This is a genomic window from [Roseibacterium] beibuensis (assembly GCF_039542305.1).
In the GTDB taxonomy this organism is placed as follows: domain Bacteria; phylum Pseudomonadota; class Alphaproteobacteria; order Rhodobacterales; family Rhodobacteraceae; genus Roseibacterium; species Roseibacterium beibuensis.
In genome coordinates, this window is record NZ_BAABHW010000001.1 from 769,959 (window position 1) to 793,696 (window position 23,738).

Below are 23,738 nucleotides of genomic sequence, written 5' to 3' on the forward strand. Positions count from 1 at the left end.
CCGCGCGGCAAGGGTGGATTTCCTTATCTTTCCCGGCAATTGGCCGCGTCAGAGGAAGCGGTGCAGCACCTTTGGCGCCATGATGCGCAGCGCGTTGTCCCTCAGCCGGAGATGCCGCCAGACATGGAAGCCCGCGTGGATCACGATGATCCCGGCGAGGGCGTAGAACTGGTAGATGTGGATTTTGCCGATGATCTCGTTCGCGCGCTCCAGCCCCAGGGGCGGCGCGATCGGCAGCCAGCCGCCCGCGAACAGCATCCGGTCCGAGGTCAGCCCGATCAGGAACCCGCCCGCCGCCACCAGGAACAGGCCCCAGACGATGGTCTTGTGCAGCACCTGGTGAAACAGCTTCAGCCGTGGCGAGAGTTTCGGCCCCGGGCGTCCCGCCAGCCCGCGAAAGAAAGTGTCGACCGACCAGATCAGGCAGATCGTCACGAAGACCAGCGCGATGTCGGAATTGATCTCGGCCCCGCGCGCGCCCCAGATGGAGCGGACGAATTCGGGCGTGGCGATGACGAACCAGACCGTCAGCGGGATCATCGCCAGATGCATCGCTTTCAGCACCGTCCGGCGGCGCGGAAGCCGCCTGCGCAGCGCGCTGAGCGGGCGAGGGGGCGGCGATGTGAGCGTTTCGGTCATGGGACAGTCACGGGCGACGGCGCGGGAAAGTTTCGGCAAGAAAAACCCCGGCAACCAGGGGCGCCGGGGTCGCTGCCCCAAGATGTGAGGCAGATGAGGCTGCGATCAAGTCTCAGCCGGCCGGCGGCGGTGGTGGGGGCGGGGGCGGCATGACGGTAAAGAGCTGCGCCAGTTCCTGCACGTCATCGGCCTTCATCCAGCCGTCCTGACCCGGCGTCCAGACCAGCGTCTCGCGGGTCAGGCTGCCATCGGTCGCCATGCGGCCAAGGTCGGCCTTGGAGAACGGGCCCTTGGTCTGGCCGTTCTCGGCGATGTGCCAGACATGTTCGACCGGCGGGGGCGGCGGCGCGGCATGGGCGGCCTGGTGCGGCTGCGGCTGCTGCGCGGCCTGGCCCCAGGGGCCTGCATTGGCCATCTGGTTGGCCATCGCCATGCCCATGCCCATGCCAAGGCCCGCGCCCATGCCGCCATCGCCGGGGTTCTCGGCGGCGGCGCGCATCGCCTCGGCGGTCTGGAACTGGGTGTATTTGTGCAGGTCGCCCACGACCCCCATCGAGGTGCGCTTGTCCAGCGCCTCTTCGACGGCGGGCGGCAGGCTGATATTCTCGATGTAAAGCTCGGGCAGCGACAGGCCGTACGCCGCGATCGTCTCGGAAATCTTGCCCGCGACCAGCCCGCCGAATTCGCCCGTGTTGGCCGCCATGTCGAGCACCGGGATGCCCGACCCCGCGACCGTCTGGCTGAACTGCTGCACGATGATGTTGCGGATCTGGAAGGTGACCTCGTCGGTGGTGAATTCACCATCGGTGCCGACGATCTCGGTCATGAACCTGCCCGCGTCGATCACCTTGACGGAATAGGTGCCGAAGGCCCGGATGCGCGTCGGCCCGAATTCGGGATCGCGCAGCATGATCGGGTTCTTCGTGCCCCATTTCAGGTCGGTGAAGCGGTTGGTGTTGACGAAGTAGATTTCCGATTTGAAGGGCGATTTGAACCCGTGCGACCAGTGTTGAAGGCTGGTCATGATCGGCATGTTGTTGGTCTCGAGCATGTAGAGACCGGGGGTGAAAATATCGGCGAGCTGCCCCTCGTGGATGAAGACGGCGACCTGCCCCTCGCGCACGGTCAGCTTGGCGCCGTACTTGATCTCATGGCCATGCCGCTCGAAACGGTAGACCATCGTGTCACGGGTATCGTCGGTCCATTCGATGACGTCGATGAACTGGCCGGAAAGGAAATCGAAAAATGGCATGGCGCTGCAATCCCTGTCGAAAAGCCGATCTTTGCACACATGATATAGGGACGAGCCGCCCCTAGCTACAGGGAATCGGGCGGGGAAAACCCGACCTTGTTTCACCCCGTGGGGCGCCTCAGGATGGCCCGCCCATCACCTCTTCCGCGATCCGGCGCACGATGGGGCGCGCCTCGTCCGGTTGCATCCCCGGTGTCAGCCGGTCGTCGTAGAGGATGCGCAACAGCAGCTCGTCATGGCGGGTCAGCAGGGCGAATTCCTCGTCATCGTTGAAGATCGAGGGGCGGGCGGCGGGGCTGTCATTGGGCAGGCCCATGCCCTGGGCGACCTCTTCGTGCACGCAGGACCGGCGCAGCAGGTCCGGGTGTTCGTCGCGGATGATCGCGATGGCCGCCACATAGGTCGAGCCGCCCCCGGCCTGCGAGAAGGCGTAGACCGAGCAGAAGGTGAAGCGCGACAGCGTCTGGATCTCGTTTACCGTCTCGGCGCTGATCCCGGGCACCAGTTGGCGCACGAGATCCCCGGCGGTGCGCTGCTCGTCGCGGTTGATGTAGAGCACGTGGAAATTGCCGCCCGAATTGACCACGCGGATCGGATGGCCCGAGACCCGCGCAAGCCGCGACACGTAGGTCGACAGGACCGAGCGGTCCTCGGCCTGCTGCGCGTCGTCCACATAGGCGCCGAAATGGGGCTGGATGCGCACCGGCTGGTCCCAGCGGCGCAGGCGCGACGGGGTTTGCTGCGCGATGAAGCGTCCGCCCGACAGCGCGTATTCGTCGTAAAGCGCGATGCGCTCGAAATTGGCGGCCAGTTGCGCGGCGGAAAAGGGCGTGTCGACCCCGCCGCCATCGGTCCTGAGCATCCCGTCGCTGACCAGCCGCGCCTGAACCGAGGCGTAGTAGCGCGCGAAGCTTTCGCTTTCGGCAGAGGGGGGCGGCGGTCCCTCGGCCTCGCGCGGTTCGGGGCGGGGCGAGGTGTCGGGGGTGGGCATGACGCAGGCCGCAAGGGCAAGGCAGGCGCCGACCAGGGCCGCGCGCCCGAGGATGCGTCCGATCCCCGTCGCCTTGTCTGATTGCAACCGTGCGGGCACGCGCGCCCCCTTTCTTCCTGTCAGCCGTTCTGCGGCGGGGTGGGGGGCGTCGCGGAAGCGGCCTGGCCGCTGGGCGTTTGCCCGGCCGAGGCGGCGGCCAGCGTGTCGCGCAGTTCCGCCTCCATCTTTTCCATCTCGGCTTCGGCCTCGGCGCGGCGGCGCTTGCCCTCGTCGGCGATCTCCAGGCTTTCCTGGATCGTCGCGATCAGCTCGGCATTGGCGCGCTTGACGGCCTCGATGTCGAAGACGCCGCGCTCCATTTCCTCGCGCACCATCCTGTTGCTCTCGCGCAGGTTCGAGGCGTTCTGCTCCAGCAATTCGTTGGTCAGGTCGGTCGCCTCGCGCACGGCCTTGGCCGCCTCGGTCGAGCGCTGGATCGTGACGGCCTGCGCCAGCTGGGTTTCCCACAGCGGCACGGTGTTCACGAGCGTCGAGTTGATCTTGGTGACGAGGCTCTTGTCGTTTTCCTGCACCAAGCGGATCGAGGGCAGCGATTGCATCGTGACCTGGCGCGTCAGTTTCAGGTCGTGCACCCGGCGTTCAAGGTCGTCGCGCGCGGCGCGCAGGTCGCGCAGTTCCTGCGCCTTGATGACCTGGTCGCCCTCGGGGGCGGCTTCGATCTCGGCGGATTTCGCGGGGATCTCGACCTCGTCCAGCAGGCGCAGCTTTTCCTCGCCCGCGGCGATGTAGAGCGCCAGCTCGTCATAGAAATCGAGGGTCTTTTCATAGAGCTTGTCGAGCGACTTGATGTCCTTCATCAGGATGTGCTCGTGGCTCAGCAGATTGTCCGTGATGCGGTCGATCTGGTCCTGCACCTCCTCGTATTTCGCCATGAAATCGTGGATCGGTTTGGCCTTGCCGAACAGGCGCTCCCACCAGCTGCGCTTGCGGTTGGGGTCCAGCTCATCGACCGAGAAGCCGCGGATCGTGCCGACGATCTCGCGCAGGCTGTCGCCGGCGGGGCCGACATCCTTGTTCTTGACGCCTTGCAGCATTTCCTGGCTGATCGCCTGCAACTCGGCCTGTGCGTTCGAGCCGAAGGTCACGATCGAGTTGGTGTCCGACATGTTGATCTCGGCCATGCGGCGGTTGATCTGTTCGGCGGTCGGTGCGTCGGCGGCGGGCAGCGGCACCATGTCGGCGCTCGGTTCGGGCAGGACGACGGCGTTGATTTCATCGACCAGCTTGGCGGCCTGTTCGGCCTGTTCCCTGACTTGTGTGCTCATTTTTGTTACCCTTCGATCCTAAGGTTTTCCCGGTTCAATCTTTCGCGCAGCACCTCGATCTCGATATCGAGGCCTTCGCGGTCATCTGTCAGCATTTTCTGCGTGCGCAGGGCGAAATTGGTTTCCATGTCATCGAGAAAGGCCATGTAATCGGCCCGGACAGAGGTCTCGCGGTTGCGCGCGTAGAGATCGGCGAACTGCACCGTCGCGTCGCGCGCCCCTTGCAGGTAGACCCCGAGATACCGGCGCGAGGAGGCGAGATCGCGCGGGTCGGCCTCCACCTGGCGGAACATCTGGCGCACCGTCTCCTCGAAGCTGGCGACGCGGGCCTCGATCTCGCGGTCGCGGGCGCGCTTGATGGCGTCCGTCATCTCGCTCAGCACGGCCTCGGCTTCCTCGATCTTGCGGGCGATCCGGTCGGTCTGGAAGCGGTCGACCCCCTCAAGCCCCTTGTCCTGAAGCGGGTCCGGTCCGAAGGAGAACAGGTGCAGCCCCGCCGCGATCAGGCCGATCAGCGTTGCCGTGATCGGGTTCCACTGCCCGCCGAAGACCAGCAGGAACACCCCCATCCCGGTCAGGACCGAGCCGAACATCTTGCGCGGGATCGCCGGGCGGCGCGCCACCTTGCGTTCGTTGAAGGCATCCTCGGCCCGCACGCCGTCGCGCGTCAACCATGCGGCCAGCAGGATCGCGGCCGCGCCGGCCAGATCGGTGGCCATGGCCGTGACCGGCTGGAAGAAGGCGGTGAAGAAGCTCAGCAGCGGCAGCACGAACATCAGGTTGATCTTCGCGCCGTGCCGCAGGGGTTTGCGCCCGGCAAAGCTGGCATGGGTGATGCGCTCGGCCGTCACCATGTCGCGGGGCGCGCCGCTATCGGGGCGCTGGCCGGTGGGGCTGAATTCTCCGCCGTATCGCTTCGCCATGATCAGAGCGCCCCGAATCCGCCGAAGATGGCCATCAGGATGATGATGGTCAGCGCGAAGAACGCCACGCCCTGAAGAAAACTCGAACTCATGTCGGCCCCGTGGTCGTTTCAGACGCAATCATACGCGCCTGTCGAAACGATAGGCAGGATTCTTTGTGAAAACCAGACATTGCCGTCCCCTGTTGCAGTTTCTTGCCACCGCGCGCTGCGTCGCCGGCGATGCCTATCAGATCGGGACACATGCGCGATCCGTGAAGGGGGAAAGGGCAAATTTCTCTCCCCGATGCGGGGGCCGGGTCAGGCGCGGACCATCCCCTTGCCCAGGCTGACGCGGTTCGCGGCGCGGTGGGCCGCGCCCGTTCGCGTTGCGATCCGGGCGAGCGTTTCGGAGCCGTTCGGTCCAAGCACATCGCGATACAGCGGAAAGAGGCCGGGGCGCAGATAGCCCGACCAGTGGCAGACCCGCGTGACGGGCGGGCGCGTGCGATAGCCCATCGCGGACAGGGCCGCACGCGTGTCGGCGCAGTCGATCCTCAGGTCCGTCCAGCCGGGCAGGCCGGGCAGCCCGGCGCAGAGCGCCCGGTCGGCGGGCCAAAGCGGCGGCGCGGCCAGCCGGAACATCGCGTCGAAGGGCAGGTTTTCGCCGCTGGTCACGTTCAGAACCTGCGCGCTACGTCCGGCGGGCGCGGCCATCGCGGCCCGTGCCGTGCTGCGATACTCGGCTCCGCTGAGCAGGATCGCCCGGCTGACGGAACCCGCGGGCGCATCCGCGATGGCCGCGAGCGCCACCCGCGCCCCCAGCGAATGCGCCACGAGGTTGATGCGCAGATCGGGACGCCGTGCGTGGATCTCTCCGATCAGGCCACCGAGGATACCGCCCACGCGGCTTGCGCGCAGGGCGACGCGGGGCAGGGCGCCCGTCGCATGCCAGCCGAGCGCGAGGCCAAGATCGGCCCCCGCGCGGTGCAGATGCAGGTGCCGCGGCCAACTGACGGCCTTCCAGCAGCGGCGCGAGGGGCGCAGGGACAGGATATGGGTATGCGGATCGGTCTCGGGGCTGCGGGGGCTGTAGCGGTAGCCATGGGTCATCACGGTAACCGCGCGGCCCTCGGGTAGCGCATCGAGCGCGGGCCAGATCGCCTCTGCCCCCTCGATCCCCGTGCCATCGACGTTCAGCCCGATCAGCGCCATCCTGCCGCCCGTTTTCCACCAGAGCTTGATGGCTGGATAGGTGGCCTCCGCAACATCTCGGTAACGCGGGCACGACAGTTCGGTGACGTGACCCGCGCGCCACCTGCGGGCCGCCCCTCATTTCGCTTGACCGTCCCGCGCGGCGAGCTTAGGCATCGCGGCATTCGTGGCGATTTGTGAACCGGATTGCGGGCCACGCTAAAGAAACCGCTAAAGAGGTCGAGGAGTGCGCTAGAACCGCCCGCCCCCGGCCAGGACATGGTGCGGGGGCTTTTTTGGTCCGCGCACCCGGATCAGGAGGATTGGGCGCATGAAGGACGCTCCCGCCAAACCCGTTTTGAAACCGCGCACCCGCGCCGTGCATGCCGGCACCCGCCGCAGCCAGTATGGCGAGGTGTCCGAGGCGATGTTCCTGACGCAGGGCTTCGTTTACGACACCGCCGAGGCCGCCGAGGCGCGCTTCATCGAAACCGGCCCCGACGAGTTCATCTACGGGCGCTACGGCAACCCGACCGTCGCCATGTTCGAAGAGCGTATCGCGTCGCTGGAAGGGGCCGAAGATGCCTTTGCCACCGCCTCGGGCATGGCCGCGGTGAACGGGGCGCTGGTGTCCCTGCTCAAGGCCGGGGACCATGTGGTTGCCGCCCGCGCGCTCTTTGGATCGTGCCTGTATATCCTCGAAGAGGTGCTGACCCGCTACGGCGTCGAGGTGACCTTCGTCGATGGCACCGAGCTCGACCAGTGGCGCGCGGCGATCCGTCCCGAGACCAAGGCCGTGTTCTTCGAGACCATCTCGAACCCCACGCTCGAGGTGATCGACATCGCTTCCGTGGCCGACCTGGCCCATGCCGTCGGGGCCAAGGTCGTGGTGGACAATGTCTTTGCCACGCCCGTCTATTCCAACGCCATCGCGCAGGGCGTCGACCTGGTGGTCTATTCCGCGACCAAGCATATCGACGGGCAGGGGCGCTGTCTGGGCGGCGTAATCCTCGGCACGCGCGAGATGATCCGCAAGACGGTTGAGCCCTACATGAAACATACCGGCGGCGCGATGAGCCCGTTCAACGCCTGGGTTCTGCTGAAATCGCTGGAAACGCTGGACCTGCGCGTTCGCGCGCAATCGGACAGCACGCAAACCATTGCCGATGCGTTGCAGGGGCAGGCGGGGCTTTCTCGCGTCATCTACCCGGGCCTGTCCGATCACCCGCAGCACGCACTGGCCGCGCGCATGATGGATCGGCCCGGCACCGTGATCGCGCTGGACATCGAGGGCGGCCAAGCGGCGGCCTTCCGCTTCCTCAATGCGCTGCAGATCATCACGATCTCCAACAATCTCGGGGATGCCAAGTCGATCATCACCCATCCCGCGACCACCACGCATCAGCGCCTGTCCGAAGAGCAGCGCGATCGCCTCGGGATCACGCGCGGGTTGGTGCGTCTGTCGGTGGGCCTCGAAGACCCCGAGGACCTGGTCGAGGACCTGAGGTCGGCGCTGGCCGCCGCAAGGTCCGCCTGAGGGCCGCGCGGTGAGCGGGCTCATCATCCGACCCTATCGCACCGAGGATGCGGCGGGGTTGGCGACCGTGTTCCACCGCGCCGTCCGTCGCGGGGCCGCGCGCTACTACACCCTGCCGCAGCGCGTGGCGTGGTCGCCGCGCCCCCAGACGGCCGAGCATTGGGATACGCGCCTGTCGCGCCTCGACACGATGGTGGCCGAGGATGGGCGCGGCCTGCTTGGCTTCATGGCGCTGAACCTCGACGATGCCTTCCTCGATTTCGCCTATGTCCTGCCCGAGGCGGCGGGGCGGGGCGTCGGCGGCACGCTGCTGGCCGTGCTGGAGGGGCGGGCGAAATCCGCCGGGATCGACCGTCTGGAAACCGAGGCCAGCCGCGTGGCCGAGCCGTTCTTTGCCGCGCGCGGCTGGTCGGTCCTGCGCCGTCAGAGGGTCAAGCGCCACGGCATCGGCCTGCCCAACGCGGTGATGGAAAAGCCCCTCGTCGCGGCGGAGGTGGCGGCATGAGACGGTTCCTCGTCCTGCAACTGCGCCCCGAGACCGAGGCCGCCGACGAGGAGTTCGACGCCTTTCTCGACCGTGGCGGGCTGAGCGCCGCCGAGGTGCATCGCATCCGGCTGGACGAGGCGCCGCTGCCCGCGCTGTCGCTGGACGATTATGCGGGCATCATCGTCGGCGGCGGTCCGGGATGCGTCAGCGATGCGCCCGAGGACAAGGACCCGCTGGAAGCCCGGATCGAGGCCGACATCCTGTCGCTCATGCCCGAGGTCCTGTCGCGGGACATGCCCTTCATGGGCTGTTGCTACGGCATGGGCATCCTGGGCCACACGCTGGGCGGCACGGTCGCAAAGGGCCGCTATGGCGAGCCGATCGGCGGCGTCGATTGCACGATGACAGAGGCGGGGGCGGCCGACCCGATCCTTGCCGATCTGCCGCGCGACTTCCGCGCGCTGGTGGGCCACAAGGAAGCGGTCGAAACCCTGCCCGAGGGGGCCGTTCACCTGGTCGCCTCGGCCCCGTGCCCGTTCCAGATGATCCGGGCCGGGCGCAACGTCTATGCCACGCAGTTCCACCCCGAAGCCAAGGGGCAGAATTTCGCCAACCGCATCCGCATCTACCGCGATCGCGGCTATTTCGACCCGTCCGACGCCGAGGCGCTGACCGAGGCCTGCCTTGCCGAAGAGATCACCGTGCCGGAGCGCATCCTGTCGAATTTCACCCGTCGTTTCGGCGGATAACGTGCTCGTGAACGTTGGAAAATAATCCGTTTCCGGGCGCTTAGCGTAACTCTTTCGAAAGACAAGACTTGGGTCGCGACCCTCGCGCCCCATATTCTTGGATGAGAGACAGGACAGGGTGACCCCCATGAATATGCATGTAACCAGCACCCCCGAGCAGCCGAACCGCGAGGACGCGGCCGAGGCACTGCGCCTATTGAAGAACTGGGCCGCCGGCGCCAGCGATGCCGATCTGGCCGAGCTTGATCCGGGCATCGCCCGTCTGCTGACCGGGCAGGGGGATTACCCGTCCTTCTCGCGCGAGTATCCCGAGGCGTTCACCGTCGATGCCGCCTACAAGGCCGGTCTGCCCGACCTCCAGAACGGGCCGTCCTCGCTGATCCGTGGCGCGCAGCGGCAAATTCAGCATGTCGGCATCTCGAATTTCCGCCTGCCGATCCACTATCACACGCGCGACAATGGCGACCTGACGCTGGAGACCAGCGTTACCGGCACCGTCAGCCTCGAAGCCGAGAAGAAGGGCATCAACATGAGCCGCATCATGCGGTCCTTCTATGCCCATGCCGAAAAAACCTTCAGCTTCGAGGTGATCGAGGCGGCGCTGGACGACTACAAGGCCGATCTCGAAAGCTTCGACGCCCGCATCCAGATGCGCCTGTCCTTCCCGATGAAGGTGGACAGCCTGCGCTCGGGGCTGTCGGGCTACCAGTATTACGACATCGCGCTGGAACTGGTGGAGCGCGGCGGCGTCCGGCAGAAGATCATCCATCTCGACTATGTCTATTCCTCGACCTGCCCGTGCTCGCTGGAACTGAGTGAACATGCGCGAGCCACGCGCAACCAGTTGGCGACGCCCCATTCGCAGCGCTCGGTCGCGCGGATCTCGGTCGAACTGGCCGACGGGCAGGACTGCCTGTGGTTCGAGGATCTGATCGACATGGCGCGCGCCGCCGTGCCGACCGAAACGCAGGTGATGGTCAAGCGCGAGGATGAACAGGCCTTTGCCGAGTTGAACGCCGCCAACCCGGTTTTCGTCGAGGATGCCGCGCGGCTCTTTGCCGAGCAGTTGGAGAATGACCTGCGTGTCGGAGATTTCCGCGTGCTGGCCAGCCACCAGGAAAGCCTGCACAGCCACGACGCGGTCAGCGTGCTGACCGAAGGGCCCACCTTCGAGGCGGCGAGCCTCGACCCGCGCCTGTTCCAGTCGCTGATACACGCAGGCTGACCCGTCGCCTGCGCGGCGCTCCTCCCAAGATCGCCGAAAGGCCCCCGCATCCTGTGCGGGGGTCTTTTTTATCTCAGGTGAACCGTGCCCGCGTGCGGTTGGCGAAGGCCACAAGGGACAGCATCACCGGGACCTCCACCAGCACCCCCACCACGGTCGCCAGCGCCGCGCCCGAGTTCAGGCCGAACAGGCTTATCGCGACAGCGACGGCCAGTTCGAAGAAGTTCGACGTCCCGATCAGGGCGCAGGGCGCGGCAATGCGGTGCGGCACGCGCAGCATGTAGGCCGCCGCGTAGGCCAGCGCGAAAATGCCATAGGATTGCAGCAGGATCGGCACCGCGATCAGGGCGATCACCTGCGGGCGGTCCAAAATCACTTGCCCCTGCAAGCCGAACAGGATCACCACTGTCGCGATCAGCCCGATCACCGACCACGGTTTCACCCGGTTGCGAAACGCCTCGATCCGGTCCTCGCTGCCCAGCCGTGCACGGGTCCAGAGGCCCGCGGCCAAGGGCAGCGCCACGAACAGCACCACCGACAGGATCAGCGTGCCCCAGGGCACGGCGATATCCGTGACCCCCAGCAGGAAGGCCACGATGGGGGCGAAGGCGAAGACCATCACCACGTCGTTCACCGAGACCTGCAACAGCGTGTAGCTTTCATCGCCCCGGGTCAGGTGCGACCAGACGAAGACCATCGCCGTGCAGGGCGCGGCGCCGAGCAGGATCAAACCGGCGATGTATTGCTGGGCATCCTCGGGGGCGATCAGGTCGGCAAAGACCACCTCGAAGAACAGGACGCCAAGCGCCGCCATGGTGAAGGGCTTGATCAGCCAGTTCACCGCCAGCGTGATGGCGAGACCGCGCGGCTGTTTCACCACGTCCTTCAGGCTGCCTGGGTCGACGCCCACCATCATCGGGTAGACCATCGCCCAGATCAGGACGGCCACGACAAGGTTGACGCTGGCCAGTTCAGCCGCCGCGATGGCCTCGACAAGGCCGGGCAGGGTGGCACCGATGGCAATGCCCGCCACCATGGCCAGGGCGATCCAGACGGACAGGTAGCGTTCGAACAGGCCCATGGCGGCGATCTCCGAGGTGTTGCTGCGCAGTTTTGCGCGCCTTGGACTGGACGGGCGCGGCGTTCAAGCCCTTCGCCGGGTTTCGCCAGCGGTGCGGCGCAATGGCGACAGGCGATGCGCCGCGCGGAACCGGACCGGGTTCCAATGAAAAAGCGGCCCCGGCGCCTGGGCCGGTGACCGCTTCGTCATGAACAGCTTTGATCGCCTCAGCAGGTGCGCGGACCGCGGCCCTGGCCGCCCGGATCGACGATCGGGCCGTTATCGGCGTCGGTGTAGCCGGTGTAGTAGCCCCGGCGCCCGCCGCGCCCGCAGCCAGCGGGGTCGATGATCGGGCCGTTGTCGGAGTCGGTGATGCCGCTGGCATAGCCAACGGGCACACAGCCGGTTGCCGCCGCCGTCCCAAGGCCAAGGCCCCCGATCCCGAAGCCGCGCAGCATGGTGCGCCGGTTGAGGCCGCGCTTGGTGTCGATCTGGCTCTCGTCCAGCGTCGGCTTGGCCTTGTCTTCCTTCTTGTCCGTCATCGGTCCTGTCCTCCGTGCGTGAATGGGTGGATTGAAAATTCAGGTTAAAATCGGCCTATCCCGCGTCCCTGTCATGGGCGGGGGCGGGGTGGCTGGTGTCTGAATCCGTGCTGTGCGCCGGTGCGGCGTCCGAATCGGTATGCGCGTGCGCGTCGCTGTCGACGTCATGGCCACCGCCCGCAGGTCCGCGAGGATAGCGGATGGTGGCGATGTCATCGTCGGTCAGCGTTTTCTGGCCTTTTTGGTCCTGGGCGCCCATGGCGTCCCCTTTGTCCTGGCGGGCCACCCGAGGGCGGCTGGCGGGGGTTTGAGCTCCACCAAAGGGCCAAAATCGCCCTCACTCTGGAACCTTTCCAAAAAAGGCTAACGACCAAATGACCTTGCGGCAACATTTTCCTGCGACAGGCTGCCACGGTTTTTCCAAGCGGGAGCGGGGTTTGCCCGGAAACCGCGCCCGCGCAGCCTCGGTCGCTTGACAGGGGGGGCGGCGCGCGCCAACGCTCCGCGCCATGTTCGACCTGCGCCCCGTCGTCTATGTTCTCGGTCTTCTCGTGCTCGTGCTCGGGGCGACGATGATCGTGCCGCTCGCCTTCGATCTCGCGGCGGGCAACGGGCATTGGGGCCCCTTCGCCGAGGCCATGGCGATCACCACCGTCACGGGGCTGCTACTGACGCTGGCCTGCGCCAATGGGGTGAGCGAGGGCCTGTCGATCCAGCAGACCTTTCTGCTGACCACCGGCGTCTGGCTGGTCCTTCCGATTTTCGGGGCGCTGCCCTTCGTGCTCGGCGCGACCGAGGCACGCTATGTCGACGCTTTCTTCGAGGCGATGTCGGGCCTGACCACGACCGGGGCGACGGTGTTTTCGGGGCTCGACGATCTGCCCGTGGGGCTGAACCTCTGGCGCGGGTTGATGCAATGGTTCGGCGGCATCGGGATCATCGTCGTGGCCATGGTGTTCCTGCCCGAGCTGCGCGTGGGCGGCATGCAGATCTTCCGCTCCGAGGCGTTCGACACGATGGGCAAGATCCTGCCCCGCGCGACCGAGATCGCGGCGCGGATCTCGGTGATCTACCTGGGCCTGACGGTCGCCTGTGCGCTGACCTATGCCGCGCTGGGGATGCCGGGGTTCGACGCGCTGATGCATGCGCTGACGACCATCTCGACAGGGGGATTCTCCAATCGCGATGCGTCTTTCGGCGCGTATCAGGGGCCGCTGGAATACGTGGCCGCCGTGTTCATCATCCTCGCGAGCCTGCCCTTCGTCCGCTACATCCAGCTGGTCGCGGGCACCGCGCGCCCGATCCTGCGCGACAGCCAGGTGCGCGCCTATATCGCGACGATCCTTCTGCTGACCGTGTTCCTGACGCTCTACCGGGTGATTGCCAATGACGACCATTGGGAACACGGTTTCCGCGAGGGGATCTTCAACGTCACCTCGATCATCTCGGGGACGGGCTATGCCAGCGTCGACTACCAGCTGTGGGGGCCGGTGCCGGTGGTGATCTTCTTTTTCGTCGGCCTGATCGGCGGCTGCGCCGGGTCGACCTCCTGCTCGATCAAGGTGTTCCGCTACCAGTTGCTCTTCGCCTCGATCGCCACGCAGGTGCGCCGCCTTTACGCCCCCCACGGCGTGTTCGAGCCGCGCTACGAGGGCCGCCCGATCTCGGAAGAGATCCTGTCCTCGGTCATGGCCTTCTTCGTGCTGTTCTTCGTGTCGCTCGGCATCGTCTCGGTGGCGCTGGGGCTGACCGGGCTGGATTTCATCACCTCGGTCTCGGGGGCCGCGGCGGCGCTGGGCAATATCGGGCCGGGGCTGGGCGATACCATCGGACCCTCGGGCAATTTCGCATCGCTCAACGATGCCGCGAAATGGATCCTGTCGCTGGCCATGCTGGTGGGACGGCTGGAACTGATGGCGGTTTTCGTGCTGTTCACTACCGCCTTCTGGCGGACGTGAGGGGCGGAAATCTCGAGATTTCCGGACCGGAAAAGCCGGCTTTTCCGGCGTTTTCCGTTGCGGAAAACGCCCCCCTCACCGCGTGGCGATGGCCCGTCCTGCCGCCACGCCCGAGGACCAGGCCCACTGGAAATTGTAGCCGCCCAGCCAGCCGGTCACGTCCAGCGCCTCGCCGATGACGAAGAGGCCGGGGACCAGCGCGCTTTCCATCGTCTTGGAACTGATCGCATCGGTTGCCACGCCGCCCAAGGTGACCTCCGCCGTGCGGTAGCCTTCGGAGGAGGTCGGCGTCAGCTCCCACCGGGTCAACTGGTCGGTCAGCGTGCGCAGCGCGGCGTCGGACTGGTCGGCAAGATTGCCCGCAAGGCCCAATTCGGCGGCCAGGTGCAGGGCGAGTTTGCGGGGCAGGATCTCGGACAGGACCGTGGAGAGCGCCTTTCCGCCAGCCTCGGCACGGCGGGCGCGCAGATGTTCGAACAGGTCGAGATCGGGGCGCAGGCAGACCGACAAGCTGTCGCCCTCGCGCCAATAGGACGAGATCTGCAGCACCGCCGGGCCGGAGAGGCCCCGATGGGTAAACAGCATCGCCTCGTCGAAGCTGGCGCCGTTGCAGGTGATGCGCGTGTCCACCGCCGTGCCGGGCAGGTCGGCGAAACCGGCCTTGCGCGTCTCGTCGAAGGTCAGCGGCACGAGGGCAGGGCGCGTCTCGGTCACGCGGTGGCCGAATTGCGCGGCGATGCGGTAGGCCAGCCCCGTCGCGCCCATCTTGGGGATCGACTTGCCCCCCGTGGCCAGAACGAGGTTCCGCGCGGTGACGCTGCGCGGCGTGCCGCCTTGCGTGACCTCGACCCGGAAAAGTCCATCGGCCTGGGTGATCTCGCCCGGGTCGGCCTCGAGCCACAGATCGGCCCCGGCGCGGTCCATCTCGGCCCGCAGGAGCGCGATGATGTCCTTGGCGGAGCGGTCGCAGAACAGCTGGCCCAGAGTCTTTTCGTGCCACGCGATGCCGTGGCGGTCGACGAGGTCGATGAAATCCCACTGGGTGTAGCGGCTGAGGGCGGATTTCGGGAAATGCGGGTTCTCGCCGAGGAAATTTTCGGCCTCGGTGTAGAGATTGGTGAAGTTGCAGCGCCCGCCGCCCGAGATGCGGATTTTCTCGCCCGGCGCCTTGGCGTGGTCGATGACCAGCGTGCCGGGGCCGGAATGGGCCGCGCACATCATCCCCGCCGCGCCCGCGCCGAGGATCAGGGTGGTCACGTCTGTCGGTTTCGCACTCATCGAGGGATTGCGCCGCCTTTGGCGTCGCCCGGCGAGCGCCGCACGGGGCATCGAGCCCCGCGCGGCGCTGGCGCCTCCGGCGGGCATATTTGAAGGATAAAGATCAAGACGCGATCCCGGGCGGGCGCATCATTTCGCTCAATCCCCGAAATTGCGGCTGTCCTTGATCTGGTCCCAGGCCCAGACGACCTCTTGCAGGCGGTCTTCGTCCGAGCGGTCGCCGCCGTTCATGTCCGGGTGGAGTACCTTGATGAGGGCCTTGTAGCTCTTGCGGATCTCGGCCTTGGTCCAGTGATCCTTGGCGTCGAGGATCTCGATCGCGCGGCGTTCGGTGGGCGGCAGGCGGCGGCCGGTCGACCCGTTCGAGCGGCCCGGGTTGCGCGTCGCGTTCTCGCCCAGCACCTGGTGCGGGTCCTCGATGCCGAGACGCGCCCAGGCGCGTTCCTCGGTCGATTTCTTGAACGGCTTGGTCGGGCGGTCCCAGACCCGGTCGCGGTCCAGCTGCGCCTCCATCTCGGCCTCGGTGGTGCCTTCGAAGAAGTTCCACTTGAGATTGTATTCGCGCACATGGTCGCGGCAGAACCAGTAATAATCGTCCAGCACGTCGGGGGCCTTGGGCGCGCGATACTGGCCCGGCTCGTTGCAGCCGGGATGCTCGCAGACGCGCTGCGACGTCTCGAACGCGCCCGACATCCCGCGCCTGCCGGAGCGGCGCTTTTTCTTGTCGGTGGAGACGCGCAGGTCGAAATTGAACGGGTCTTTGTCACTCATGCTCGGCCCCTTCTCGACTCGGAACAGGCAGTTTAGGGTTTTGGACGGCAAGGGAAAGAGGCGAGGAGCGGATTTCGTGACGCGGACAGAGAAAATCAGATCACGACTGCAGGAGGCCTTCGCGCCCCGGGTTCTGGAGGTGGTCGATGACAGCGAACGCCACCGCGGTCATGCGGGCTACCAGGAGGGCGGCGAAAGCCATTTCCGGGTCCGCATCGAGAGCGAGAAATTCGACGGGTTGTCGCGCGTCGCCCAGCATCGCGCCGTCCATGACGCGTTGGGAAAAGACCTCGTGTCGGAGATCCACGCGCTGGCGCTGAAGATCAGCGCCTGAGCCTTATTCGGCGGCGCGGTCGGCGGGGTCGGCCACGAGACGCCGCCCGGCGGCGGACGCTGCGGGCGGTTCGGCCCAGGCGTCCTCGGCACCCTCGGGGGCAGGGGCTTCGGCGGTGTCCTCGGGGTGCTCCGTCGCGGCCTCGTCTTCGTAAAAGATCTCGCGGCGGAAGATCAGGACGCAGCGCTTGACCGTCGATTTCGTGCCAAGGCCCATGCCCTTGCGCTCGGTATCGTCGAACGTGTCGGCGCGGACATATTCCCAGCCCTCGGCGCCCATTTCGCCCAGGATCGTTTCGAGCGTGTAGGCAAAGCGATCAGCGCCCTTCAGACCCCTCACGCGCGGCGTCTTGTCGGGGGCGGGCACGACCTTGTACTCGAAATAGGGCATGGATCTCTCCGGAGCGCGGCGTTGGATCGGCGCGTCTTAGCCCGTGCCACGGGGCCGGGGCAAGGGGGATCGGGGCGCATAGCCCCAATCTTCACTCGGCTGGATGGCGGCGCCGGGCCTCGACCTCGATGCGGGCATCGAGTTTGCGGGTCTCGTGACGCATCAGCATGACACCGATCCCGGCCACGGCCAGGGCGATCACGGGGATGGCGATTTCAAAGGGCGTCATGGGAAGCCTCCTTGCGCGTCATGCCAAGAATATAGTGTACAATGGCGTGCAATGCGAGTCCCGCAGGCGCCCAGATGGCCGTCATGACCGTCAGCGGGATGGCGTTATCGGTCAGCGGGCGCAGGACGGCAAAGCCGATCAGGCCCAGCCCGACCGCGTTCAGGACCCCCGCCAGCAGCTTCACCCGCCGGTTACGGGTGGCCAGTTCGTCGCGCAGGCGGGCCGCGCCATGCTACAGCCCCAGCTTCGCCGTCACGATCTCGTTCACGACCTTGGGGTTGGCCTTGCCGCCGGTGGCTTTCATCACCTGGCCCACGAACCAGCCCGCCAGTTTCGGGTTGGCCTGCGCCTTTTCCACCTGCGCGGGGTTGGCGGCGATGATCTCGTCCACCGCCGTTTCGATCGCGCCGGTATCGGTGACCTGCTTCATGCCCTCGGTCTCGACGATCTCCTCGGGGTCGCGCCCGGTGGTGTAGGAGATCTCGAACACGTCCTTGCCGATCTTGCCCGAGATGGCGTCGGACTTGATCAGCTTGACGATCTGGCCCAGCTGCGCGGGCGTGATCGGGCTGTCGGTGATGGATGTCTCGTCTTTCTTGAGACGGCCGAACAACTCGTTGATGACCCAGTTCGCGGCGGATTTGCCGTCCTTGGCCTCGGCCACGACGGATTCGAAGTAATGCGCGGCCTCCAGATCGGCGGTCAGCACGCTGGCGTCGTAATCCGACAGGCCGTAATCGCCGATGAAGCGGGCCTTCTTGGCGTCGGGCAGTTCGGGCAGGTTGGCCGCGATCTCGTCCACCCAGGCCTGCTCGATCTCCAGCGGCAGAAGGTCGGGATCGGGGAAGTAGCGGTAATCATGCGCCTCTTCCTTGGAGCGCATGGAGCGCGTCTCGCCCTTGTCGGCGTCGTAGAGGCGGGTTTCCTGGTCGACCTTGCCGCCGCCCTCGACGATGGCGATCTGGCGGCGCGCCTCGTATTCGATGGCGGCCTGGATGAAGCGCAGCGAGTTCATGTTCTTGATCTCGCAGCGGGTGCCCAGATAGCCGAAATCGCCCGTCTCGCGGTATTTCTCGTAGGCGCCCGGCTGGCAGATCGACACGTTCACGTCGGCGCGCAGATTGCCGTTCTGCATGTTGCCGTCGCAGGTGCCCAGATAGAGCATGATCTGGCGCAGCTTGCCGACGTAAGCCGCTGCCTCCTCGGGGCCGCGGATGTCGGGGCGGCTGACGATCTCCATCAAGGCGACGCCCGTGCGGTTGAGATCGACAAAGCTCATCGCCGGGTCCATGTCGTGGATCGACTTGCCTGCGTCCTGTTCGAGGTGGATGCGTTCGATCCGCACCGTGCGCGCGGTGCCGTCGCCCATCTCGACCAGCACTTCGCCTTCGCCCACGATCGGATGGTAGAGCTGGCTGATCTGGTAGCCCTGCGGCAGGTCGGGGTAGAAATAGTTCTTGCGGTCGAAGGCCGAGTTCAGGTGGATCTCGGCCTTGAGGCCCAGCCCGGTGCGCACCGCCTGCGCCACGCAGGCCTCGTTGATGACGGGCAGCATGCCGGGCATGCCCGCGTCCACGAAGGCCACGTTCGAGTTCGGCTCGGCCCCGAATTGCGTCGAGGCGCCCGAGAACAGCTTGGCGCGGGTCGAGACCTGCGCATGCACCTCCATGCCGATCACCAGTTCCCAATCCTGCTTGGCGCCGGGGATGATCTTGGGTTTCGGGGTCGGTTTTTCGTCTGGGGTCAGGTCGAGCATTCTCGGGCCTCCGTCTCGTTTGTCCAAGCGTTTAGGTCAGCGGCGCGAAGCGGGCAAGGGGGCGGCATGCGCCAAGCGATGGAACGCAAGCCGGGGGCGCGCGTTTTGAAAGCGAAGGGCGCGCCGAACGGGCGCGTTCCACCATAAATGCAAGCGAGCCGAAAGGACACGCCATGCCAAGCATCACCGAGTCGAACATCCTGATCATCGCCACCCACGGGTTCGAGCAGTCCGAACTCGAATTCCCGCGTGACCAGTTGCGCGTGAAGGGCGCGACGGTCCATATCGCCACGCCCGATGGCCAGCCCATCAAGGGCTGGGAAGGCAGCGATTGGGGCCGCGAGGCCGAGGCGGATCTGTCCTTCGACCAGATCGATGTCGCGGCCTATGACGCGCTGGTTCTGCCGGGCGGCCAGATCAACCCCGACCTACTACGCGTCGATGACCGCGCCATCGAGACGGTCAAGGCGTTCGCCCGTGAAGGAAAGGTCATCGCCGCCGTCTGCCACGCGCCGTGGCTGCTGGTCGAGGCCGGCCTTGCCAAGGGCCGCCAGATGACCTCGTATCACTCGATCAGGACCGACGTGATCAACGCGGGCGGCGAGTGGGTCGATCAATCCGCCGTGGCCGACAGTGGCATCGTCACCAGCCGCAACCCGAACGATCTGAAGGAGTTCGTCGGCAAGATCGTCGAAGAGATCGAGGAAGGCCGCCACGAGAAAAAGGCCGCCTGACCGCAGGATCTTTCCCCCCGGTCGGCTTTAGGCTGACCACCCCGGCGCCCCGTTTCCGATGTCCGAACGGGGCGCCGGTCGTTTCTTGGCGGATGCGCTTCTTTCCGCCCGGTTTCGGCGGGCTTCTGCCGACCTTGCCGGGTTTTCCACAGGGTCATGGACTCGGCCATACAGGCTCGGGCACACCGCGCTGTCTGCAATAGTTTCGAGAAATCATTATGCGAGCGTTCATTCTGGCGGCTGCTGCCGTGCTGGGCCTGTCGGGTTGTTCCATGCTGCCGCTCGGCGCGTCCGAGGTGGAACCGACCGAGTTCGTGATGCGCTGGGACCACCGCCCCGAAGCCCCCGCCTGGACCGATGCCAGCCTCGCCATGCTGGAAGAAGGCGCGCCCGCGGGTCATCTGCCCGACCTTGTTCCCGCCGATATCGAGGCCTGGTGCCCGGCCTATACCGAGGGCACCCGCGCCGAGCGCGAGGCCTTCTGGGTTGGCCTGCTGTCGGCATTGGCCCGCCATGAAAGCACCTGGAACCCGCAAGCCGTGGGCGGCGGCGGGCGCTGGTTCGGCCTGGTCCAGATCAGCCCGGCCACCGCGCGCCATTACGGCTGCCGCGCCACCAGCGGCGACGCCCTGCGCGATGGCGAGGCCAATCTTTCCTGCGCGCTGCGGATCTGGGGAGAGACCGTGCCGCGCGATGGCGTGGTGGCCAGCGGTCGGGGCGGCGTGGCCGCCGATTGGGGGCCGTTCGTGCAATCCGACAAGCGCGAGGACATGCGCGCCTGGGTCAGCGCCCAGCCCTTCTGCGCGGGCTGACGCGGGCCAAGCCCCATGTTCGCCCCTTGTTTTCCTTGCCTTTTCGCGCGTGCGGGTGCAGTGTCGCGCGGTGCGCGATCGCAACTGGGGGGAGAGCGCATGGCTGCCAAGCCATTGACCAAGGCTGTGGCACTGGCCGTCTGCATCGTGCTGGCGGGGCTTTTGCCCCGGCCCGCGACGGCGCAGGACGGCCCTGCCGGGGTGTTGTCGCTACGCCCGATCCCGCGCCCTGTCGCGGCCACACCTGAGGTGACTCCACCAAGCGTGCCGGAGGTCGAGGTGACCGCGGGCCAGATGGCTCTGGCGCCCCCCTTGGCCGATGCCGACACCCCCGTCAGCCTGCCGCCCGAACCCGAGATCAGCGCGCTGGCCCCGGCCCGGAGCCTCAGGCCGCGCCACCGAGAGGGGTGGCTGGTGCCGGCCGCCCGGTGGGACGAACATCCGCGCGGCGACCGCTGGACCGCCGCCGTCATGGCCGCGCTGCGCGGGCCGGGGGCGCCGCTGCTCGATACCGTGCCCGAGGATATCGAGGCCTGGTGCCCCGGATACATCACTGCCGATCGCGGTCAGCGTGCGGCCTTCTGGGCCGGGTTGATCTCGGCCCTGGCGTGGCACGAAAGCACGCATAACCCGCGCGCCGTGGGCGGCGGCGGCCAATGGTTCGGCCTTGTCCAGATCGCGCCGGGGACGGCGCGCTGGCGCAATTGCGACGTGACCAGCGCCGAGGCGCTGCTCGACGGGTCGGCGAACCTGCGCTGCGGCATCCGGATCATGGGGATCACCGTGCCGCGCGATAATGTCGTCTCGGAAGGGATGCGCGGGGTGGCCGCGGATTGGGGGCCGTTCCATTCGCGCCGCAAGCGAGAGGATATGCGCAACTGGGTCCGGTCGCAGGATTATTGCCAATCCGCCACCCGCCCGCAAATGCGGCCGGCCGGCCTGGCCGAGGCCGCGCGGCCCGGCGGATCGGTGGTGATGGAGGCCATCTCGGGGCCGATGAACAGGTTGAGCCTGCGTCCCGTCGCGCGTCCGGCGCGCGCGGGGTAGGCTTGCCGTAAAAGATCAGGTGTGGCGCACGGGGATGCCGCGGCTGGTCGCCTCGCGGATCAGCACGAGGGGGTCCGGCAGCGCCTGCTTCGGCATCGCGATACGCTCGCCCGTTTCCAGAACCACCGCGATCCGGGTTTGTCCGCGGCGGTCCGCGACCTCCAGATAGGCGATCCGGCCGACCGGGATCGAGACCTTGTCGCGCCCGATATCCAGCTGCCAGACCGAGCGCCCCATGCGCAGCCCCCAGTTCGGCACGAAGATCATCTGTGCAAGGCTGATCGCGAGGGCGGGCAGCAGCAGAAGCAGCACGTAGCCCGGGATCACGGCCCAGAGTTGCACGGTCAGAAACGAAAGCCCGGCAAAGGCTGCGAGGCTGAGCGCGGTATTGCCCGGACGGGCTGCGTATTCGAACGTGTCGGTCATGGCGATGTTAAACCGCCCGATTTGGACAAGTTTGTGTCACCACTGGGAAACCTTGGAGACAGTCCGCTTTTTCGACCGGATCGGCGGCCCTCGGGCGCTCAGCCGAGGCCCGGCCGGGGGGACGGCAACAGGCGCGGCGGCCCGGCCTTGAGCAGCGACAGCCCCCCGCCGCCCTGGTCCTCGCCAAGGGCAAGGGTGGCGCGGCGCAGATGGGCAATCGCCGCCTCCGGGGCGCGGGGCAGATCGGCGGCCGGGATCGGCGCGCCGATGGTGACGCGAAACGGTTGGCGCGCCTTGTTCAGCACCTCGTGGAACAGGGTGATGTCGCGCAGCGTGGGGTGGATCGCGTCGAAGGTATAGAACAGCGCCGAGTTGCGGGCCCGGATATGGATCGGGATCACCGGCACGTCGAAGCGCCGCGCGATCTGCGCGGCGGAGGCCATCCAGGGCCGCTCATGCAGGCGCAGCCCGCGCCGCTTGGCCAGCCGCCCCGACGGGAAGATCACGCCGAGACGCCCGTCTTCGACCAGCGCCTGCCGGGTGTAGGCCATGGTGGCGCGCGCCTTGGCGTGGCAGCGTTTCTCCTCGCGCCATTCTACCGGGGCGATGACCTGAGACAGTTGCGGCAGGACGCGCAGGATATCGGCATTGGCATAGAAGAAGAGATCGGGTCGCCGCGTGGCCAGCGCCCGCCAAAGCGTCAAGCCGTCGGCGATGCCGGTGGGGTGGTTGGCCACGATCAGGGCGGGTCCGGTGGCGGGGATGTTGCCGAGCCCCGTGACATCGAGCCTGCGACACACGAGGCGCGCCGCGGTATCCATGACGCGCGGGCCCGCATGCGGGTCGAGCGCGGTGGCAATCTCGACGGTGCGTTTCTGGCCCAGAAGCCGGTCGAGCGCCGCGCGGGCGGTCGCCGTGCCGCGCCGTCCCGAGAAGAGCCAGGGCGCGCGCTCCTCGATCAGCGGGGCGAGCCGGTCCTCGATCGGGCCGGGCGCCGCGGCGGGCGGCCAGTCGAAGGCATCGGAGTGGCGTGCGGCGGGTTGCATGGCATCCTCCGGATCACATGCTCCTGTAACGCCGTCATGACATGGGGATCACGCAGCGCCCTTTCCAGCCCCCGGCTTGCGTCGGGCATGGGCAAGGCGAAGTCCCGCTGCTAGGGTCGGGCGCGATGGTGGATCTTGTGCACAGGCATGGCCCCGCGGTGAGGGCCGGAACGGGGTTGCGGCGCGGGCGGGTGCTGGCGCTTGATCATGCGCGGAGCCTCGCGCTTCTGGCCATGGCGATCTTTCACTTCGCCTATGACCTCGAGACATTCGGATACCTGCCGCGCGGCACGGTTCTGACCGGGGGCTGGCGGATGCTGGCGATCTGCACGGCGGGGTCGTTCCTGTTTCTCGCCGGGGTGAGCCTGTGGCTGGCGCACGGGCAGGGCGCGCGCTGGCCGTCCTTCTGGAAACGCTTTGCCAAGATCGCGGCGGCGGCGCTTCTGATCACGGTGGCGACCCGGATCGCGATCCCGCAGGCCTTCATCTTCTTCGGCATCCTGCATGCCATCGCGGCGGCGAGCCTTGTGGGGATGCTGGTGATCCGCATCCCAGCGGTGGGGGTGATCCTGCTGGCGGCGCTGGCCTTCGCGGCGCCGCATGTGGCGCGCTCTGCGTTCTTCGATCCATGGCCCTTGTGGTGGACGGGGTTGCAGACCGTGCCGATCATCGCGGTGGATTACGTGCCGCTGTTCCCATGGCTGGGGCCGTTCCTGCTGGGGCTGGCGGCGGGGCGGATCGGAACGGTGACGGGCCTCTGGACCCGGGCCGCGACATGGCAGGGTGGGCGCTTGGCCCGCGCGCTGGCCTGGCCGGGCAAGCATTCGCTTTGGGTCTACCTGTTGCACCAGCCGGTCCTGATCGCGCTGGTCTGGTCCTACACGCAACTGATGCGCTGAGGCGGGCGCTCCCGCCCAAGGCCGGCATGGCTGTGCCACGCCGCCTTGGTTTGGGCGTGGCGCGCGGGCCGGCCTTTGGCCGGGTCCGCGCGGGGGCGCGCCCGGCCGGATGCGGCGCGCGGCATGGCGGGGGTCGGCCATTTGTAGAGAGGCCGT

At 67.1% G+C, this 23,738-nt stretch carries 27 protein-coding genes and 1 riboswitch; of the genes, 10 read left to right on the plus strand and 17 right to left on the minus strand.

The window, feature by feature from the left end:
• Positions 1 to 48: 48 nt before the first annotated feature.
• The 6 genes from ABD923_RS03810 to ABD923_RS03835 form a co-directional block, all read right to left on the minus strand.
• Complete coding sequence (locus tag ABD923_RS03810) at positions 49 to 639, minus strand: cytochrome B (RefSeq protein WP_259546586.1); 591 nt, start codon at positions 637 to 639, stop codon at positions 49 to 51.
• A 112-nt stretch (positions 640 to 751) separates the two neighbouring features.
• Complete coding sequence (locus ABD923_RS03815; protein WP_259546585.1) at positions 752 to 1,891, minus strand: SPFH domain-containing protein; 1,140 nt, start codon at positions 1,889 to 1,891, stop codon at positions 752 to 754.
• A gap of 118 nt (positions 1,892 to 2,009) precedes the next feature.
• Complete coding sequence (locus ABD923_RS03820; RefSeq protein WP_259546584.1) at positions 2,010 to 2,981, minus strand: DUF2927 domain-containing protein; 972 nt, start codon at positions 2,979 to 2,981, stop codon at positions 2,010 to 2,012.
• A gap of 20 nt (positions 2,982 to 3,001) precedes the next feature.
• Positions 3,002 to 4,207, minus strand: coding sequence for a toxic anion resistance protein (locus ABD923_RS03825; RefSeq protein WP_259546583.1), 1,206 nt, complete (start codon positions 4,205 to 4,207; stop codon positions 3,002 to 3,004).
• 5 nt (positions 4,208 to 4,212) lie between these two features.
• Positions 4,213 to 5,130 carry a 5-bromo-4-chloroindolyl phosphate hydrolysis family protein gene (locus ABD923_RS03830; RefSeq protein WP_259546582.1) on the minus strand — a complete coding sequence of 306 codons (918 nt, stop codon included), beginning with the start codon at positions 5,128 to 5,130 and terminating at the stop codon, positions 4,213 to 4,215.
• Positions 5,131 to 5,429: 299 nt separating this feature from the next.
• A complete protein-coding gene (locus ABD923_RS03835; RefSeq protein ID WP_259546580.1) occupies positions 5,430 to 6,323 on the minus strand; it encodes a hypothetical protein in 894 nt (297 codons plus the stop codon).
• Between the two features lie 156 nt (positions 6,324 to 6,479).
• Positions 6,480 to 6,558: riboswitch (SAM riboswitch) on the plus strand.
• Positions 6,559 to 6,633: 75 nt separating this feature from the next.
• Here ABD923_RS03835 and metZ point away from each other — a divergent pair.
• From metZ to folE2, 4 genes are all read left to right on the plus strand, one after another.
• The gene (gene metZ / locus ABD923_RS03840; protein WP_259546579.1) at positions 6,634 to 7,839 is read left to right on the plus strand and encodes an O-succinylhomoserine sulfhydrylase; all 1,206 of its coding nucleotides are present in this window, start codon (positions 6,634 to 6,636) and stop codon (positions 7,837 to 7,839) included.
• Between the two features lie 10 nt (positions 7,840 to 7,849).
• The gene (locus ABD923_RS03845; RefSeq protein WP_259546578.1) at positions 7,850 to 8,344 is read left to right on the plus strand and encodes a GNAT family N-acetyltransferase; all 495 of its coding nucleotides are present in this window, start codon (positions 7,850 to 7,852) and stop codon (positions 8,342 to 8,344) included.
• Positions 8,341 to 9,075: a glutamine amidotransferase gene (locus ABD923_RS03850; protein ID WP_259546577.1), complete on the plus strand. Its 735-nt coding sequence runs from the start codon at positions 8,341 to 8,343 to the stop codon at positions 9,073 to 9,075. Before ABD923_RS03845 ends, ABD923_RS03850 begins: the two co-directional genes overlap by 4 nt.
• 127 nt (positions 9,076 to 9,202) lie before the next feature.
• On the plus strand, positions 9,203 to 10,300 hold the full coding sequence (gene folE2 / locus ABD923_RS03855) for a GTP cyclohydrolase FolE2 (protein ID WP_259546576.1): 1,098 nt from the start codon (positions 9,203 to 9,205) through the stop codon (positions 10,298 to 10,300).
• A 73-nt stretch (positions 10,301 to 10,373) separates the two neighbouring features.
• Here folE2 and arsB read toward each other — a convergent pair whose 3' ends face one another.
• The 3 genes from arsB to ABD923_RS03870 all read right to left on the minus strand — a co-directional run bounded on the left by arsB (position 10,374) and on the right by ABD923_RS03870 (position 12,161).
• Complete coding sequence (gene arsB / locus ABD923_RS03860) at positions 10,374 to 11,381, minus strand: ACR3 family arsenite efflux transporter (RefSeq protein WP_259546575.1); 1,008 nt, start codon at positions 11,379 to 11,381, stop codon at positions 10,374 to 10,376.
• A gap of 206 nt (positions 11,382 to 11,587) precedes the next feature.
• On the minus strand, positions 11,588 to 11,902 hold the full coding sequence (locus tag ABD923_RS03865; RefSeq protein WP_222188154.1) for a hypothetical protein: 315 nt from the start codon (positions 11,900 to 11,902) through the stop codon (positions 11,588 to 11,590).
• 55 nt (positions 11,903 to 11,957) lie between these two features.
• Positions 11,958 to 12,161, minus strand: a complete 204-nt coding sequence (locus tag ABD923_RS03870; RefSeq protein WP_259546574.1) for a hypothetical protein — start codon at positions 12,159 to 12,161, stop codon at positions 11,958 to 11,960.
• 250 nt (positions 12,162 to 12,411) lie between these two features.
• On the opposite strand from ABD923_RS03870, the gene ABD923_RS03875 reads away from it, so the two are divergent.
• Complete coding sequence (locus ABD923_RS03875; RefSeq protein WP_259546573.1) at positions 12,412 to 13,860, plus strand: TrkH family potassium uptake protein; 1,449 nt, start codon at positions 12,412 to 12,414, stop codon at positions 13,858 to 13,860.
• 75 nt (positions 13,861 to 13,935) lie between these two features.
• Here ABD923_RS03875 and ABD923_RS03880 read toward each other — a convergent pair whose 3' ends face one another.
• Complete coding sequence (locus tag ABD923_RS03880) at positions 13,936 to 15,138, minus strand: BaiN/RdsA family NAD(P)/FAD-dependent oxidoreductase (RefSeq protein WP_259546572.1); 1,203 nt, start codon at positions 15,136 to 15,138, stop codon at positions 13,936 to 13,938.
• Positions 15,139 to 15,276: 138 nt separating this feature from the next.
• Complete coding sequence (locus ABD923_RS03885; RefSeq protein ID WP_222188148.1) at positions 15,277 to 15,909, minus strand: J domain-containing protein; 633 nt, start codon at positions 15,907 to 15,909, stop codon at positions 15,277 to 15,279.
• 76 nt (positions 15,910 to 15,985) lie between these two features.
• Between ABD923_RS03885 and ABD923_RS03890 the strand changes: the two genes are divergently transcribed.
• Complete coding sequence (locus tag ABD923_RS03890; protein WP_259546569.1) at positions 15,986 to 16,243, plus strand: BolA family protein; 258 nt, start codon at positions 15,986 to 15,988, stop codon at positions 16,241 to 16,243.
• A 3-nt stretch (positions 16,244 to 16,246) separates the two neighbouring features.
• Here ABD923_RS03890 and ABD923_RS03895 read toward each other — a convergent pair whose 3' ends face one another.
• The 4 genes from ABD923_RS03895 to gatB form a co-directional block, all read right to left on the minus strand.
• Complete coding sequence (locus ABD923_RS03895) at positions 16,247 to 16,633, minus strand: DUF4177 domain-containing protein (protein WP_259546567.1); 387 nt, start codon at positions 16,631 to 16,633, stop codon at positions 16,247 to 16,249.
• Positions 16,634 to 16,724: 91 nt separating this feature from the next.
• The gene (locus ABD923_RS03900) at positions 16,725 to 16,862 is read right to left on the minus strand and encodes a hypothetical protein (RefSeq protein WP_259546565.1); all 138 of its coding nucleotides are present in this window, start codon (positions 16,860 to 16,862) and stop codon (positions 16,725 to 16,727) included.
• Positions 16,849 to 17,046 carry a hypothetical protein gene (locus ABD923_RS03905; RefSeq protein ID WP_259546564.1) on the minus strand — a complete coding sequence of 66 codons (198 nt, stop codon included), beginning with the start codon at positions 17,044 to 17,046 and terminating at the stop codon, positions 16,849 to 16,851. The genes ABD923_RS03900 and ABD923_RS03905 overlap by 14 nt, the downstream gene beginning before the upstream one ends.
• 48 nt (positions 17,047 to 17,094) lie before the next feature.
• Positions 17,095 to 18,618, minus strand: coding sequence for an Asp-tRNA(Asn)/Glu-tRNA(Gln) amidotransferase subunit GatB (gatB, locus tag ABD923_RS03910; RefSeq protein ID WP_259546562.1), 1,524 nt, complete (start codon positions 18,616 to 18,618; stop codon positions 17,095 to 17,097).
• Between the two features lie 173 nt (positions 18,619 to 18,791).
• Between gatB and ABD923_RS03915 the strand changes: the two genes are divergently transcribed.
• The 3 genes from ABD923_RS03915 (at position 18,792) to ABD923_RS03925 (ending at position 21,211) form a co-directional block, all read left to right on the plus strand.
• Positions 18,792 to 19,352, plus strand: a complete 561-nt coding sequence (locus ABD923_RS03915; RefSeq protein WP_259546561.1) for a type 1 glutamine amidotransferase domain-containing protein — start codon at positions 18,792 to 18,794, stop codon at positions 19,350 to 19,352.
• A gap of 218 nt (positions 19,353 to 19,570) precedes the next feature.
• Positions 19,571 to 20,164 carry a lytic transglycosylase domain-containing protein gene (locus tag ABD923_RS03920; RefSeq protein ID WP_259546560.1) on the plus strand — a complete coding sequence of 198 codons (594 nt, stop codon included), beginning with the start codon at positions 19,571 to 19,573 and terminating at the stop codon, positions 20,162 to 20,164.
• A 99-nt stretch (positions 20,165 to 20,263) separates the two neighbouring features.
• A complete protein-coding gene (locus ABD923_RS03925; RefSeq protein WP_259546559.1) occupies positions 20,264 to 21,211 on the plus strand; it encodes a transglycosylase SLT domain-containing protein in 948 nt (315 codons plus the stop codon).
• 15 nt (positions 21,212 to 21,226) lie between these two features.
• Here ABD923_RS03925 and ABD923_RS03930 read toward each other — a convergent pair whose 3' ends face one another.
• Both ABD923_RS03930 and ABD923_RS03935 read right to left on the minus strand, forming a co-directional pair.
• Positions 21,227 to 21,637, minus strand: a complete 411-nt coding sequence (locus ABD923_RS03930; protein ID WP_259546558.1) for a hypothetical protein — start codon at positions 21,635 to 21,637, stop codon at positions 21,227 to 21,229.
• 98 nt (positions 21,638 to 21,735) lie between these two features.
• Positions 21,736 to 22,620: a lysophospholipid acyltransferase family protein gene (locus tag ABD923_RS03935; RefSeq protein WP_259547423.1), complete on the minus strand. Its 885-nt coding sequence runs from the start codon at positions 22,618 to 22,620 to the stop codon at positions 21,736 to 21,738.
• A 188-nt stretch (positions 22,621 to 22,808) separates the two neighbouring features.
• Here ABD923_RS03935 and ABD923_RS03940 point away from each other — a divergent pair, with 188 nt between their 5' ends.
• Complete coding sequence (locus tag ABD923_RS03940; RefSeq protein WP_345229424.1) at positions 22,809 to 23,582, plus strand: heparan-alpha-glucosaminide N-acetyltransferase; 774 nt, start codon at positions 22,809 to 22,811, stop codon at positions 23,580 to 23,582.
• The last annotated feature ends 156 nt before the right edge of the window (positions 23,583 to 23,738 follow it).